This window comes from Corynebacterium pseudopelargi (genome assembly GCF_003814005.1).
In the GTDB taxonomy this organism is placed as follows: Bacteria; Actinomycetota; Actinomycetes; order Mycobacteriales; family Mycobacteriaceae; genus Corynebacterium; species Corynebacterium pseudopelargi.
Map to the genome: position 1 here is coordinate 1,414,088 of NZ_CP033898.1, position 13,523 is coordinate 1,427,610.

14 protein-coding genes are annotated in these 13,523 nt (G+C 58.4%); 3 read left to right on the top strand and 11 right to left on the bottom strand.

Going from position 1 to position 13,523, the window contains the following annotated elements:
* Positions 1–26 precede the first annotated feature (26 nt).
* The 6 genes from CPPEL_RS06600 to CPPEL_RS06625 form a co-directional block, all read right to left on the bottom strand.
* The gene (locus tag CPPEL_RS06600) at positions 27–1,145 is read right to left on the bottom strand and encodes a cysteine desulfurase family protein (protein ID WP_164470388.1); all 1,119 of its coding nucleotides are present in this window, start codon (positions 1,143–1,145) and stop codon (positions 27–29) included.
* 3 nt (positions 1,146–1,148) lie between these two features.
* Positions 1,149–2,105 (bottom strand): electron transfer flavoprotein subunit alpha/FixB family protein, encoded by a 957-nt coding sequence (locus tag CPPEL_RS06605; protein WP_123960376.1) that lies wholly within the window; start codon positions 2,103–2,105, stop codon positions 1,149–1,151.
* Between the two features lie 13 nt (positions 2,106–2,118).
* Positions 2,119–2,907, bottom strand: coding sequence for an electron transfer flavoprotein subunit beta/FixA family protein (locus CPPEL_RS06610; protein WP_123960377.1), 789 nt, complete (start codon positions 2,905–2,907; stop codon positions 2,119–2,121).
* A 96-nt stretch (positions 2,908–3,003) separates the two neighbouring features.
* Positions 3,004–4,149 (bottom strand): class I SAM-dependent methyltransferase, encoded by a 1,146-nt coding sequence (locus CPPEL_RS06615; protein WP_123960378.1) that lies wholly within the window; start codon positions 4,147–4,149, stop codon positions 3,004–3,006.
* Positions 4,150–4,938, bottom strand: coding sequence for an NUDIX hydrolase (locus tag CPPEL_RS06620; RefSeq protein WP_123960379.1), 789 nt, complete (start codon positions 4,936–4,938; stop codon positions 4,150–4,152).
* A 17-nt stretch (positions 4,939–4,955) separates the two neighbouring features.
* A complete protein-coding gene (locus CPPEL_RS06625) occupies positions 4,956–5,801 on the bottom strand; it encodes an ABC transporter ATP-binding protein (RefSeq protein WP_123961265.1) in 846 nt (281 codons plus the stop codon).
* A gap of 104 nt (positions 5,802–5,905) precedes the next feature.
* On the opposite strand from CPPEL_RS06625, the gene CPPEL_RS06630 reads away from it, so the two are divergent.
* On the top strand, positions 5,906–7,924 hold the full coding sequence (locus CPPEL_RS06630) for an alpha-1,4-glucan--maltose-1-phosphate maltosyltransferase (protein ID WP_123960380.1): 2,019 nt from the start codon (positions 5,906–5,908) through the stop codon (positions 7,922–7,924).
* 14 nt (positions 7,925–7,938) lie between these two features.
* Positions 7,939–10,110: a 1,4-alpha-glucan branching protein GlgB gene (glgB, locus tag CPPEL_RS06635; protein WP_123960381.1), complete on the top strand. Its 2,172-nt coding sequence runs from the start codon at positions 7,939–7,941 to the stop codon at positions 10,108–10,110.
* 96 nt (positions 10,111–10,206) lie between these two features.
* On the opposite strand, the gene CPPEL_RS06640 is transcribed toward glgB, so the two are convergent.
* Both CPPEL_RS06640 and CPPEL_RS06645 read right to left on the bottom strand, forming a co-directional pair.
* A complete protein-coding gene (locus CPPEL_RS06640) occupies positions 10,207–11,076 on the bottom strand; it encodes a tetratricopeptide repeat protein (protein ID WP_123960382.1) in 870 nt (289 codons plus the stop codon).
* 5 nt (positions 11,077–11,081) lie between these two features.
* Positions 11,082–11,390 (bottom strand): MTH1187 family thiamine-binding protein, encoded by a 309-nt coding sequence (locus CPPEL_RS06645; RefSeq protein ID WP_123960383.1) that lies wholly within the window; start codon positions 11,388–11,390, stop codon positions 11,082–11,084.
* Between the two features lie 84 nt (positions 11,391–11,474).
* Here CPPEL_RS06645 and mce point away from each other — a divergent pair, with 84 nt between their 5' ends.
* Complete coding sequence (gene mce / locus CPPEL_RS06650; RefSeq protein ID WP_123960384.1) at positions 11,475–11,933, top strand: methylmalonyl-CoA epimerase; 459 nt, start codon at positions 11,475–11,477, stop codon at positions 11,931–11,933.
* Positions 11,934–11,967: 34 nt separating this feature from the next.
* On the opposite strand, the gene CPPEL_RS06655 is transcribed toward mce, so the two are convergent.
* From CPPEL_RS06655 to CPPEL_RS06665, 3 genes are read right to left on the bottom strand one after another with little or no spacing between them, the layout of a single operon-like run.
* The gene (locus CPPEL_RS06655) at positions 11,968–12,252 is read right to left on the bottom strand and encodes a hypothetical protein (protein ID WP_123960385.1); all 285 of its coding nucleotides are present in this window, start codon (positions 12,250–12,252) and stop codon (positions 11,968–11,970) included.
* On the bottom strand, positions 12,253–12,927 hold the full coding sequence (nucS, locus tag CPPEL_RS06660) for an endonuclease NucS (RefSeq protein ID WP_123960386.1): 675 nt from the start codon (positions 12,925–12,927) through the stop codon (positions 12,253–12,255).
* Positions 12,928–12,942: 15 nt separating this feature from the next.
* Positions 12,943–13,407 carry a DUF2550 domain-containing protein gene (locus CPPEL_RS06665; protein ID WP_245990407.1) on the bottom strand — a complete coding sequence of 155 codons (465 nt, stop codon included), beginning with the start codon at positions 13,405–13,407 and terminating at the stop codon, positions 12,943–12,945.
* Positions 13,408–13,523: the final 116 nt, after the last annotated feature.

The following is a 13,523-nucleotide window of genomic DNA, read 5'->3' on the forward strand; positions in this document are numbered from 1 at the left end:
CATCACAGCTGCCGCATGCCCAGTAGCTAGGCCATACCGGCAAGCCGGGCGCGTGCGACCAGCGAGGGCAACGCTGCAATCAGCGCGTCAACATCTTCCTTGGAGCTAGCGCTGCCGAGGGTGAAACGAACAGCACTGCGCGCGGTGGCATAGGGCACGCCCATGCTCAACAGCACTTCGCTGGCGCGGTTGACGCCATTGGAGCACGCAGAGCCGGTGGATGCCTCAAAGCCTTGGCTATCGAGCAGCATGATCAAGCTATCGGCTTCTGCTCCTAGGAAAGAGGCATGCACATGGCCGGGCAGTGAGTGCTCTGGGGTGTGGATCACCGTATCTTCGATTCCTGCGATTGCGCTGCGCAGGCTTTCTTTTAATGCGCTTAGACGCTGTTGTTCGCTTTCCATTTCTGCCACGGCTTCGCGCAACGCCGCCGCGGTTGCCGCGGCTCCTGCCACATCATGCGTACCAGGGCGGATGCCTCGTTCCTGCCCACCACCGTGCAGGATCGCCGAAGGCGCTGGGCTGCGCCGTGCAAGCAGCAGCCCTACTCCTTTGGGTCCGCCAAATTTATGGGCGCTGGCGGCAAGGGTGGTTGCACCGAGTTCATGAAAGTGCACCGGAATGTGGCCGACTGCCTGTACCGCGTCGATGTGCACTGGGATCTGTCCTGCTGCATCGCAGAAGTCCTGCACCGGTTGGATGGCACCTGTTTCATTATTGGCCATCATCAGTGTGGCTACTGCGGCCTCGCCGGCGAGTGTCTCCCGGTAGCCTTCAACTACCCCATCGGCGCCAACTGGCAACCAGCTCACTTCAGCGCCTTGGGTTTCCATGTTGCGCACCGTCTCGAGCACCGCTGGGTGTTCGATGCCGCTGGCAATGACGCGGCCGCGAGCGTTGTGCTGCCACAGGCCTTGAAGGGCGAGGTTATCGGCTTCTGTGCCAGAGGCGCAGAAGATCACCTCGATTGCTTCGCAGCCTAAAAGCTCGGCGATGGCCTCCCTGGATTCATCGAGCACGCTTCGTGCTCGCCTCCCGGAGGCGTATTGCCCGCCGGCATTAAGCGCGTCGGCGTGCTCGATCCATGCTTCTTTGGCCACCGCGCGCATGGGCGCGGTGGCTGCGTGATCAAAAAAGCAGGCCACGGTCTAGCTGCGGTGTTGGCGAATTGCTTCGATCAGCGCGGGCACGATTTCTTCGGCATTGCCCACCGCACCCAGATCTGCCAGTTGGAAAAATGGCGCGTCTTCGTCGGGGTTGATTACCACGATCTTCTTCGCTGTTTGCATACCAGAGGTGTGCTGGATTGCACCCGATACGCCAAGGCCGATGTAGAGATCGGGCGAGACGGTCGCACCGGTTTGGCCAATTTGGTACTGCGCTGGGTAGAAGCCTTCATCGACGGCATCGCGGGTGGCACCAACGGCGGCGCCGAGCTCGTCGGCAAGCGGCTCGACGAGCTCGCTAAAGCCTTCGGCGGATTCAACGCCGCGGCCTCCGGCCACCACGACCTTGGCTTGGCTGAGCTCGGGGCGATCGCCACGCTCGGTGGGGATAAAGCGGGTGACCTTGACGTCCTTGTCGCTTGCTGCGGGCAAGGCCAGGGTCTCGAGCGCACCGGCGGCTGCGTGGGGCTTTGCCTCAATAGCGCCTGGGCGCAGGGTGTAGATGGGGCAGGTGCCACCTACTGCTGCAGATACGTCGATGGAATCGCCAAAAATGGACATCGAGGCGGTGCGATCAGCATGGATAGCTACCACATCGCAGAGCACGCCGGAAGAAAGGCGGGCGGCCAGGCGGCCGGCGATTTCATTGCCGTGGGCGCCGGCTTCGATCACGATCGGGCCTGGTTCTGCTGCTGCCAGCATGGAAAGCGCATCGGTGTGGGGCAAGATGATGCGCTCATCAGCATCATCGGCTTCGGCGGCCACCACCTTCGCGGCGCCGAGTTCAGCCAGTGCTTCACGCAGCGGCTCTGCGGTTCCGGGGGTGCCAACCACAACGGCGGTGACTTCTCCGAGGTTGTTGGCGGCGGTGATCAGTTCAGCGGTGGTGGGCACGAGTTCACCCTGGGCGTGCTCGACCAATACATACACAGTTGCCATAGGGTTTGCCTTTCTAAATCAGCTTCTCGTCGGCCAGGAACTGAGCAATCTTGGTGGCCAATTCCTCTGGGTTGCCGTAGATTCGCTCGCCGGCTTCGCGCTTGGGGCGCTCTTGGGCTTGGGTCACGGCGGTGGCGGCGTGGGCCAAACCGACCTGCTCTGCTGCCACACCAATGGCGGCCAGGTTGAGGGTCTGGATCTCTGCCTTCTTGGCCGCCATGATGCCCTTGAAGTTCGGGAAGCGCGGCTTGTCGGCTTTATCGCTAATCGAGACCACCGCGGGAAGGCTGGCCTCAATTTCAAAGTCGCCATCGGCAGTTTCGCGAACACCGCGGACGGTATCGCCTTCGATGCTGATGCTCTTGAGGTAGGTAAGCGCTGGCTGTTGGCGGTATTCGGCCAAAATGCCAGGAACTTGCCCCATGGAACCATCAGAAGATGCGGCACCGGTGATTACTAGCTGCACATCGGGGACCTGGTTGATGGCATTGAATAATGCCCAGCTCGTGCCAAGCACATCCGAGCCGGCAAGGGCATCGTCTTGGAGCAGCACAGCGCGATCAGCGCCCATGGCAAGTGCCTTGCGCAGCGCTTCTTCTGCACCAGCAGGACCGGCACACAGCGCTACTACCTCGTAGCCCTCATTGGCTTCTTTCAGCCGCAATGCCTGTTCCACGGCGTATTCGTTGACTTCATCGATAACCAAGTCGACATTGTCGCGATCCATGGTGAAGTCTTCTTCTAACGTGCGCGTTGACCAGGTATCCGGCACGTGTTTGACCAACACAACGATTGCTGGCATCTACAGCATCCACCCTTCGGCGTCTATCTTGAACTCGTTTGATATCCGGCAGCCTAAAAGCCCTATACAAGCTTAGGCTGCGCAACTTCCAGCAGTCTACGCTACCGCGTGGTGTTGGCGCGGATGGCAAATCATCGCCTGCGCACCATCGCCAATGCGGGCGATGATGATCGCCATCGGCTGGCTGCCTCGCAGTTTGAGCTGCTTACGCAAACGATCCGGGTCTACATCGACGCCTCGTACAAGGATTTCAAGCGAGCCACAGTCATAGCCCTGCAGTGTGGTCTTTAACTGCTTAAGCCCCACTGATTCGATATAGGCAAAACCACTCGTGCCTTCGGGGATACTATTGCCGGTGAGGTAGGCGATGTGGGGATCGAGCATGCTCAAGGATTCGCGGTGGGCGTAGTGGCGCACTAACCCGGCGCGCACGATGGCACCGTCGGGATCAATGATGTAGCGGCGCGGTTCGGTCACGGCGACGGCATCTGGCATGTCTGAGTGCAGCGTGTCGATGCCCCCGGCGCTATTGATGAGCACTGCTTCGCGGCCTTGGAGCAGCTCAGGCGAGTACAGGCAGAGTTCTTTTACGCCGCCATCCACGCTGACGACGGATACTCCCCCTTCCCAAAAGGAGTAGTTCAGCCCTGGTGCGCATTTGATCGCACAGGGGGTGTGGTGCCAGGTATCGAGCAAGGTGGGAAGTGGCGGTTGGAGGTCTTCGGGTTTCCAGATTCTTCTGCCGCCGCTGCGTCGTGCTGGATCGGCGATCATCACATCTGCTCGCACTGCTGGGGCAAGTGCATCGGCTTGCAGCAGTGGGGTGCCTGCAACATTGTGCTGGGCCATGGCCAGACGCGCTGGGTCGATATCCGAGCCGATGGCGCGCAGCCCTTCGTGGGATAAGGCTGCAAGTTCGGCACCGATCGAGCAGGTCACGTCTGCCACGGTGGCCCCGGGCATCGTGGAGGCGATGCGCTTGGCTCTGCGCGCTGCCACCAGGGGGTGTGTGGCCTGTTGGGCTGAGTCTTTATCCATCAGCCAGGTCTGCGGCAAGCTGCTGGATGCTCTGGCACTTGCAAGTTCCATGACCGCCCGGCCTGCATCGCCGAATTGTTGGCGTAGCTGCACGGCTTGGCGCATTTGATCTTTCTTGTTGTGCGGGCCAAGTGCTTGGAGTGCTTCTTGTACTTGTGCAAAGTGGGTGCGCAGATAGTGCACTTCTTGGATGCTCAGTGCCACCTAGAACCGCCTTGGGGGCTGGAATGTCATGAACTCTTCAAAGTAGTCCCCTGCTGCGATGTGTTCGCTCATGGGTTGCATATTTGGGTCTTTGAGGTGTTCGAGGACGTCTTGCACGCAGTTGAAGTGGCTCAGTGCTTTGAGTTGCGCCCAGGTAGGCAGCACGAGCCTGAGCAGCCCGGCGCGCCATCCATCGAGCACCAATGAGGGGGCGAACCAGCCGGTGGAGGCCACCTCTGGGGTGTTGCCATCGGGTTCTTGGCCGGGTGGTTGGACGGCCACGAAGGAAAAGACGTCGAATTGGTGGCGGTCTTGTTTTGGGCTATGCCAGCGGGCAAAGGGCCTGAGCAGGTCGGTGCGGATTTTTAAGTTGTGATCATCCAATACCTCGGCTAAAGACATCTGGTGGCTTTCCAGCATGATTCTTTGCTGGTGAAAGGGTGCTGCGCTACCGATGCGTTTGCCGTTGGCAAAGGCCACGAGGAAGGTGCCTGTTTCTTCGAAGAGTTCTCTGACTGCGGCAAAGAGCAGCGCTTGGGCTTGGTTTTGATTCACATGCAGGCTTTGGGCCCAGTGTTCAAGCGAATCGCCGATAAGGGGGTTATCGCTTGGGTCGAGCAGGAAATCGCGCGGGTCTACTCCCCCACCTGGAAAGACGGTGGTGTTGGGGAATGTGGGCATAGAAGACACACGTTCTTGGACGTACACCTCAAGTCCGTCCACGCTATCGCGCAGCAACAGCACGGTAGCGGCTAGTCTTCGCCCGTCGAGCGCCGTAGCGCTAGTCATTCCCACGCCTTTCTAGCTTATCGACGATGACTGCCCGCGCGTCGAGCGCGTCGAGCAAAGTATCGCCCGTCTAATTGGGTGATCTCGATTGGTTGATGGAAGGCCTTGGTGAGGTTCTCGCTGGTGAGCACATCTTCGATCAGGCCTTGGGCCACCACGCTGCCCTCGTCTAGGAGCATGGCATGGGTAAAGCCGAGGGGGATTTCCTCAACGTGGTGGGTGATAACCACCATCGCCGGGGCGTCGGGATCCATGGCCAGATCCCCCATGTAGGCCACGAGGTCTTCCCTACCACCGAGGTCCATGCCGGCGCCTGGTTCGTCGAAAAGCAAAAGCTCCGGATCGGTCATGAGCGCGCGGGCAACGAGCACGCGCTTGCGTTCACCTTCGCTCAAGGTGCCCCAGGTGCGATCTATAAGGTGGTAGGCGCCGACTTGTTCCAAAATGTCGGTGGCGCGTTCGCGGTCGAGCTCATCATATTCTTCACGCCAACGCCCAAGGATGGCGTAGCCGGCTGAGATCACCAGATCACCCACATTTTCATTGGCGGGGATGCGGTTGGCTAAGGCCGCCGAGCTCATGCCGATTGAGGCTCGCAGGTCGCGCATATCGGTTTTACCGATGCGCTCTCCAAGCACCCACAACCTGCCTTGAGAGGGAAACTCCTCGGCTGCTGCCATGCGCAATAGCGAGGTTTTCCCAGCACCGTTGGGGCCGATAATCACCCAGCGTTCATCTAACTCAACCTGCCAATTCACCGGGCCCACCAGTGTGGTTCCGCCGCGGATTAACGAGACCTCATCGAAGTCGAGCAGAAGGTCTGGGTCGCGCGGCGCGGTGTGTGAAGAATCCATACCTTCCATAATGACGTATTTCTCACTGTGCATGTGGAAGTGACACAGCTGAACTACTCTGGAACACGATTGCCTCAACCCGAACGATGAAGCGAAAGTGAGCCATCAACGACATGATCGGCAGACTAGCCATTGAAGATGTCCGCCCTAAGGTTTCCGGCAGGTCACAGCCCTCAAAAGCTGTCGTTGGCGAGGTTGTTGCCGTAAGCGCGCTGATTTGGCGCGAAGGCCACGATGTCATCTCCGCCACCTTAAATCTCACCGCACCCGACGGCTCCGTGCGATCGACCACGATGGTGCGCGATCCTTTCGACCAAGACAAGATGCACGCCACCTTCAGCGCCGAAGAAGCAGGCCACTGGAGCTTCCGGGTGGATGCTTGGTCTGATCCGATTGCCACCTGGCGCCACGCCGTCACCACCAAGATTGAGGCCGGACAGTCCGAAGCTGAACTGGCCAATGATCTTGCCCACGGTGTCGAGCTTTTCGAGGCTGCCGCGAAGAACCTGAAGAACAAAAAAGACAAAGCCGCCCTGCACCAGGCCGCCGATGCGCTGCGCTCAGACGATGCCTTGCGTGCCCGTGTGGCACCGGCGCTTTCGCATCGAGTATCGAAGATCTTAGAGGCGCACCCCTTGCGCGAGCTGCTCACCCGAGGCGAAGAGCACCCAGTGTTGGTGGAACGCAAAAAGGCGCAGTTTTCTAGCTGGTATGAGCTTTTTCCCCGTTCTACTGGCGGCTGGGATGAACACGGCAATCCCATCCACGGCACCTTCGCTAGTACCGCGGATGCACTCGAGCGCGTGGCGCGCATGGGCTTTGATACCGTCTACTTCCCGCCCATCCACCCCATTGGAAAGCTCAACCGCAAAGGCCGCAATAACACCCTGATCCCCGAGCCAGAAGATGTGGGATCGCCTTGGGCCATCGGCTCGGCAGAAGGCGGCCACGATGCCACTCACCCGGAACTTGGCACGCTCAAAGATTTTGCCAAGCTCATGCAGCGCGCCGAGGCACTCGGGCTCGAGGTGGCCTTGGACCTCGCACTTCAAGCGGCACCGGATCACCCTTGGGCGAAAAGCCACCCAGAGTTTTTCACCGTGCTTGCCGATGGCACCATCGCCTATGCCGAAAACCCACCCAAGAAGTACCAGGATATTTATCCTCTCAACTTCGATAATGCCCCGGAGAAGATCTACAAAGAGATCCTTCGGGTGGTGGAGTTTTGGATTGCACAGGGAGTGCACACCTTCCGCGTGGATAACCCCCACACCAAGCCCACCAACTTCTGGCATTGGCTGATCTCTACGGTGCATGAGCAACACCCCGAGGTGATCTTCCTGGCCGAGGCCTTTACCCGCCCGGCGCGCCTTTATGGTTTGGCTAAGGCTGGATTTAGCCAGTCTTATACCTACTTCACCTGGAAAACCACCAAGGAAGAATTAGAAGAGTTCGGCCAAGACATTGCCGCGATGGCCGATGTGATGCGCCCGAACCTCTTTGTCAACACCCCCGATATCTTGCATGCCTCCCTGCAATACGGCGGGCCTGCCATGTTTGCTATCCGCGCGACACTGGCCTCCACCATGTCTCCGCTGTGGGGTGTGTACTCGGGCTTCGAAATTTTCGAGCACCGCGCTTTGCACCACGGCAGCGAGGAATACCTGGATTCTGAAAAGTTCCAGCTTCGCCCCCGCGACTTCGATGGTCCTTTGCACCGCAATGAGTCTTTGGAACCCTACTTAACGCTGCTTAACCAGATCCGACGCGATCACCCCGCTTTGCAGCAGCAGCGCATCTTGGATTTCCACCCCACCAGCAATGAGAAGCTGCTGGCTTATTCCAAGGTAGATCCGGCCAGCGGTAATGCTGTGCTGGTGGTGGTCAATCTTGACTCGGAATTCACCCAAGAAGGCACCGTGGATCTTCGGATGGATCGCATTGGCCAGGAAGACTATGCCGAGTTCCAGGTGCGCGATTTGGTCAGCGCCCATGAATTCCCCTGGCGCAAGCACACCTTTGTGCGTTTAGATCCGCACAGCGATGTTGCCCATATTCTCGAGCTGCCTGATGTTCGACCAGAAGCCCGAGAGCAGCTTGCGTGGCGCAATGAAGTCGATTACCACAACTAACCCAAAAGGAAAGCATGTCCGAGCACATTCACATTAGCGAGCATGATCGCCACTTGCTCACCACCTGCCGCCACTTCAATCCCCATGGCCTGCTGGGTTGGCACCTCATCGACGAGCGCAACGCGGTGATTCGCACGCGCCAACTCGGCGCAGAACGCGTCGCCGTACAAAGCGGCGGGCGCCGCTATGAAATGAATCCCATCGGCGACGACATCTTCGCCGTGGTGGTCGATTCCACCATCAGCGATTATGTTTTCGAGATCGACTGGCACGGCGGCCACCACTCCACCATCGCCGATGCTTATCATTTCCTGCCCAGTGTTGGTGAATTCGATCTTCATCTCATCCGCGAAGGCCGCCACGAGCGTCTCTGGGAGGTGCTGGGTGCTCGCCCCAGCCACATGGGTGATGTAGCAGGAACCGCATTCGCGGTGTGGGCTCCGAATGCCGCTGGCGTGGCCGTCATTGGCGATTTCTGCGGATGGAACCCTAACCAGTACCCCATGCGTTCCCTGGGCGCTTCGGGCGTATGGGAGCTGTTTATTCCGGGCATCGGTGCTGGCGAGGTGTATAAGTTCTGCATCCATACCCACGATGGGCGCCGCATTGATAAGGCCGATCCGCTGGCACGCCAATCTGAGGCTCCGCCTGCTACCGGCTCGGTGATTGCAGGTAGCCACTACACCTGGAATGACGATGCCTGGCTTGAGGCTCGCGCCAATACTGATCACATCAGCTCTCCGATGAGCGTGTACGAGGTGCACCTGGGCTCTTGGCGCCAGGGGCTAAGTTATGCCGATTTGGCAACGGAGCTGGTGGATTATGTGGATGAGATGGGCTACACGCACGTGGAGTTCATGCCGGTAGCCGAGCACCCCTTCGGCGGTTCTTGGGGCTATCAGGTTTCTGGCTACTATGCTCCCTCGGCCCGCTGGGGTTCGCCCGATGAGCTTCGTAGGCTTATCGACGCCTTCCACGCCCGCAATATCGGCGTGATCATCGACTGGGTGCCTGCGCACTTTCCCAAAGATGACTTCGCTTTGGGCCGCTTCGATGGCCAGCCGCTGTATGAGCACCCCGATTGGCGCCGCGGCGAGCAACGCGACTGGGGCACCTACGTCTTTGACTTCGGACGCCCCGAGGTGCGTAACTTCCTGGTGGCTAATGCCTTGTACTGGCTAGAAGAATTCCACGTCGACGGCCTCAGGGTCGATGCCGTGGCCTCCATGCTGTATTTGGATTACTCCCGCGAAGAAGGCGAGTGGCTGCCCAATATCCACGGCGGCCGCGAAAACCTCGAGGCGGTACAGTTCCTCCAAGAAATGAATGCCACCGTGCACAAGACCCACCAGGGCGTGCTCACTATTGCCGAGGAATCAACCTCCTGGCCTGGGGTTACCTCCCCCACCGATCAGGGCGGTCTTGGCTTTAACCTCAAGTGGAATATGGGGTGGATGAACGACACCCTCGAGTACTTCTCCGAAGACCCAATCAACCGCATGTACCACCATCACGAGATCACCTTCTCCTTGGTATATGCCTACTCTGAGCGTTTCGTTCTTCCCTTTAGCCACGATGAAGTGGTCCACGGCAAGGGCTCCTTGTGGACGAAAATGCCAGGCGATGCCTGGAATAAGGCCGCCGGGCTTCGCGCGCTCTATGCCTACATGTACGCCCACCCAGGCAAGAAGCTGCTCTTCCAAGGCCAAGAATTTGGTCAGGTGCTCGAATGGTCCGAGGGGCGCTCGCTTGACTGGGATGATTGCGTTGGTTGGGAAGGCGAATATCACGAGGGACTTCGCCTAATGCTCAGCGATCTCAACCGCCTCTATCGCGATTCCTCCGCGCTCTATACCCAAGACGATGTGCCAGAAGGCTTTTCTTGGACCAAGGCCGACGATGCACAAAACAACATCTTGTCCTTCGTGCGCTACGGCAACAATGGTGAAAAGATCTTGGGCACCTTCAACTTTGGTGGCACCTCCCAGCCCAACTACAAGCTGGGCGTGCCAAATGGCGGGCGTTGGGAATGCATCTTCAACTCCGATGCTGGAGTGTATGAGGGTGCCGATAACTGCCTGGAACCTGTTGTGACTGCATGGGACACCGGCTGGGATGGCTATAGCCACTCCTTAACAGTGCACATCCCTGCGATGAGTGCGCAGTTCTACCGCTGGATTGATTAAGCGCTTATACAACAACGCGGCCTTTCACCTTGTAGTGAAAGGCCGCGTTTTCCTTGGGCTATACGCTCTGATGCTTGGGCGAAGCGCTAGCCCAGCTTAGAACAGCGCATTGGCCATATCCCCGCGTGCTTTGAGCACCCTCGGATCAGTTGCGGGATACAGCGCGAAGAGCTCCACGAGGCGCTCGCGGATCTCGTTTTTCTCTTTGCCGCTGCTGTGGCGCAACAGGGCAATCAAACGCTCGAACGCACCACTGGCATCGCCTGCTGCGATTTGGGCGTCTGCGGCAGCAAATGCAAGGGATACATCCCCAGGTGCGGCCTCCGCCATTGCGATGGGATCTTCGCCTTGGTGCTGTTCTAAGCGCTGAAGCAAACGCACATTATCGCGAGCCTGCTGGGCTTCTACGTTTTTAGGTTCGCTGGCAAGAATCTTCTCGTACACCGCGATGGCTGCATCAAAATCGCCCTCATTTAAAGCCTGCGTGGCTTCGGCAAAGCGAGGATCCTCTGCTGGCTGCTCTGCTGCTTCTTCTCCGCCGGCGCCGGTGGCTTTTTGGATGGCCTTGATCCACTGCTGAAGGGCATCTTTTGGTTGCGCACCTTCGAAATTGGCAAGGGGCTGGCCTTGGTAGAGCGCTACTACCGTGGGCAAGGCGCGCACACCGAACATCTGCGCCACATCAGCTGCTTGATCCGCATCAACATACGCAAAGCTAAACGCTCCGGGTAGCTCGGATCCCAGCGCTTGGAAGTGCTGGCGCAATTGCACCGATGCCTCGCTGCGCTGGGTGCCGATGAGCACCACCACGGGTGTGGAGTTCGACATCTCTACCAATTGCTGCACATTGCCGGCATGAACCTGCAGCTCGCCTGCGCCGCCTTCCTGCTGGGGTTGGGAGCGCTGGGATTGTTGGGCAAGTGCGCCGAGGTCGATCGCGCCTTGGGCAAATTGCGGCTCTGTCATCGCTGTTAAGCTCCTTGCTTCAAGTGGCGTTCTACAGATTCCACCTTGGTGGTGATCTGCTTATCGTATCCGGGACGTATATCGGCCTTGAGCACAAGCCCGACTCGTGGTGAAACGGCAAGCACGGCGTCGGTGGCCTTTTTCACCACCGCCATTACCTCGTCCCATTCCCCTTCGATCAGGGTGAACATGGCGTTGGTTTCGTTGGGTAGTCCGGATTCACGCACCACCCGGATGGCTTCGGCCACGGCCTCAGACATTTCTGCCTGGGCATTTGGCACCTCGGTGGGGGCTACTGAAAAGGCGATAATCACAGTGCCCCATCCTAGCGAAAAGCTGCTGGCAGGTGAGTTTTTTCACCCTGCGCGAACAGGCTCGCGGTACTAAACTGGTTGCCTATGAGCCACAATGTAGCTGATATTGAAATCCCCCACGAGCTTGTGATCTGCCTTGATCACGTTGGCATCGCGGTTCCAGATCTCGACGCGGCGGTGGAGTTCTACCGCAGCGCCTTCGGGTGGGTCAATCACCACCAGGAGACGAACGAGGAACAGGGCGTTACCGAGGCCATGATCGGCCCGAAGAACCTCAAGGAAACCGACGGCATGATCCAGTTGCTCGCACCGCTGAATGAGGACTCGACCATTGCCAAGTTCATTGATAAGAAAGGCCCCGGCCTGCAGCAGATGTGCCTGCGCACCTCGGATATTGACGAGCTTTCAGCGCACCTGAAGCAACAGGGCGTTCGCCTGCTCTATCCCGAGCCCAAGCGTGGCACCGGCGGGGCTCGCATCAACTTCGTGCACCCCAAGGATGCTGGCGGAGTACTCCTCGAGCTCACCGAACCTGCTGCCTAAAACTTCCACCGCCTTCGGGCGGTGTTTTTTTAGCTTATCGACGCTCCCAGCATCCCTTATGCCAATGACGTCGATCCTCTGCCCCACGTCCAAAATCTCGTGGCCAGGCCACGATGTGGGCGATGCCGGGCGGAATATTTTGATTGCAGCCGGGGCAGATATAAAACTTCTGGGCGGCATGTGAACCCATCTGCCGCATGAGATAAATCTCGCCATTGGCCCACTTGGGCCCTTCCACCGCGCGGGTGCCAAAGTAGGCACCACCATCGCGTGGCAATGGCCTAGGTGCTTGACGTTCGCGCCGATTTTTTCGAGCCATTTAAAACAGACGCAATTCTTGTGACTCCGCACCGCGAAGCGCATCATAATCCAGGGTCACGCAGCGAATCCCGCGGTCTTCCGCCAAGGTTTTGGCCTGGGGCTTAATCTGCTGCGCAGCAAACACACCTTGGACTGGCGCAAGGAGCTCATCGCGGTTGAGCAATTCCAAATATCTGCTCAACTGCTCTACTCCATCGATACCGCCGCGTCGCTTTACTTCTACGGCAACGGTCTGGCCATCGGCATCGCGGCACAAAATATCTACAGGCCCAATAGCTGTTGGATATTCACGGCGGACCAGCGAGTAGTCATCACCGAGGGTTTCAATATGTTCTGCCAGCAGTGCTTGCAGGTGGTCTTCTACTCCGTCTTTTTGTAGGCCTGGATCTTCACCCAGCTCGAAGCTCAGCTCTGAATGCACTGCCTCGATGTGGATGCGCAGTTGTTCCTTCTTCTTGTTTTCGACCACCCACAACGTGCTGCCATCTTCGAGTGATTCTTCAGCCAATGAGCACGGTGGCGTCATCCAATTCAGGGGCTTATAGGCGCGGTCATCGGCGTGGATGGATACTGACCCATCGGCTTTGACCATGAGCAATCGATCTGCCATGGGCAAATGGGCTTGGAGCCTACCTACATAATCCACGCTGCAGCGAGCAATAACGAGACGCATGCGCACTACCCTAGCTCATACGCTCGGGCGGTTTGTGCTCATCTTTCTACGCAGGGCTTTTACGTCGATGCGTTCCATGCGCGCATCGGGGGCAGCCTCGATCCAGGCGGTAAAGGCCATCTCTGCGCGTGGCTCAAGGGCGAGTTCATATTCTTTGGAGGAGAAGCGCACTGTAAGAATATGCTGCGCAGGGGACAAAAATTCGGCCTCGTGCTCGGTGAGCGAACGATGGCCGATGAGTGCTACATCTTTGCGTTGGAAGGTGACGTTGGCAAAGGGCAAAACAGAGCGAAGCTTGTAATACTGCAGTGAGGAGCCGGAATAGCGAAACAGCCCGTGGCGCCAACCATGCACGCCCTGAGCCGGCATTCGACGCAAGGTCACTGAAGTGCCACGCGAGCGAAGAGTAATAAAACGCCAAGCGATGAGCATGGCAAACACGGCGAATACTGCTACGAGAGAAAATAGGAGAAACGCCACGTCAATTCACCTTTATGCTCGACCCGATGTGTCACTTGAGGCAATAGTACCTCTCTTTTTCAGTCCTGCAAACCATATGCAAAAGCTCCCATGATTTCTCATGGGAGCTTTGTGCT

Excerpts from the sequence above, each read along its gene's own strand:
- CPPEL_RS06630 (WP_123960380.1), top strand. The coding sequence starts at position 5,906 with ATGATCGGCAGACTAGCCATTGAAGATGTCCGCCCTAAGGTTTCCGGC.
- CPPEL_RS06610 (WP_123960377.1), bottom strand. The coding sequence starts at position 2,907 with ATGCCAGCAATCGTTGTGTTGGTCAAACACGTGCCGGATACCTGGTCA.
- glgB (WP_123960381.1), top strand. The coding sequence starts at position 7,939 with ATGTCCGAGCACATTCACATTAGCGAGCATGATCGCCACTTGCTCACC.
- nucS (WP_123960386.1), bottom strand. The coding sequence starts at position 12,927 with ATGCGTCTCGTTATTGCTCGCTGCAGCGTGGATTATGTAGGTAGGCTC.
- mce (WP_123960384.1), top strand. The coding sequence starts at position 11,475 with ATGAGCCACAATGTAGCTGATATTGAAATCCCCCACGAGCTTGTGATC.
- CPPEL_RS06640 (WP_123960382.1), bottom strand. The coding sequence starts at position 11,076 with ATGACAGAGCCGCAATTTGCCCAAGGCGCGATCGACCTCGGCGCACTT.
- CPPEL_RS06625 (WP_123961265.1), bottom strand. The coding sequence starts at position 5,801 with ATGGAAGGTATGGATTCTTCACACACCGCGCCGCGCGACCCAGACCTT.
- CPPEL_RS06605 (WP_123960376.1), bottom strand. The coding sequence starts at position 2,105 with ATGGCAACTGTGTATGTATTGGTCGAGCACGCCCAGGGTGAACTCGTG.
- CPPEL_RS06655 (WP_123960385.1), bottom strand. The coding sequence starts at position 12,252 with ATGGCTCGAAAAAATCGGCGCGAACGTCAAGCACCTAGGCCATTGCCA.
- CPPEL_RS06620 (WP_123960379.1), bottom strand. The coding sequence starts at position 4,938 with ATGACTAGCGCTACGGCGCTCGACGGGCGAAGACTAGCCGCTACCGTG.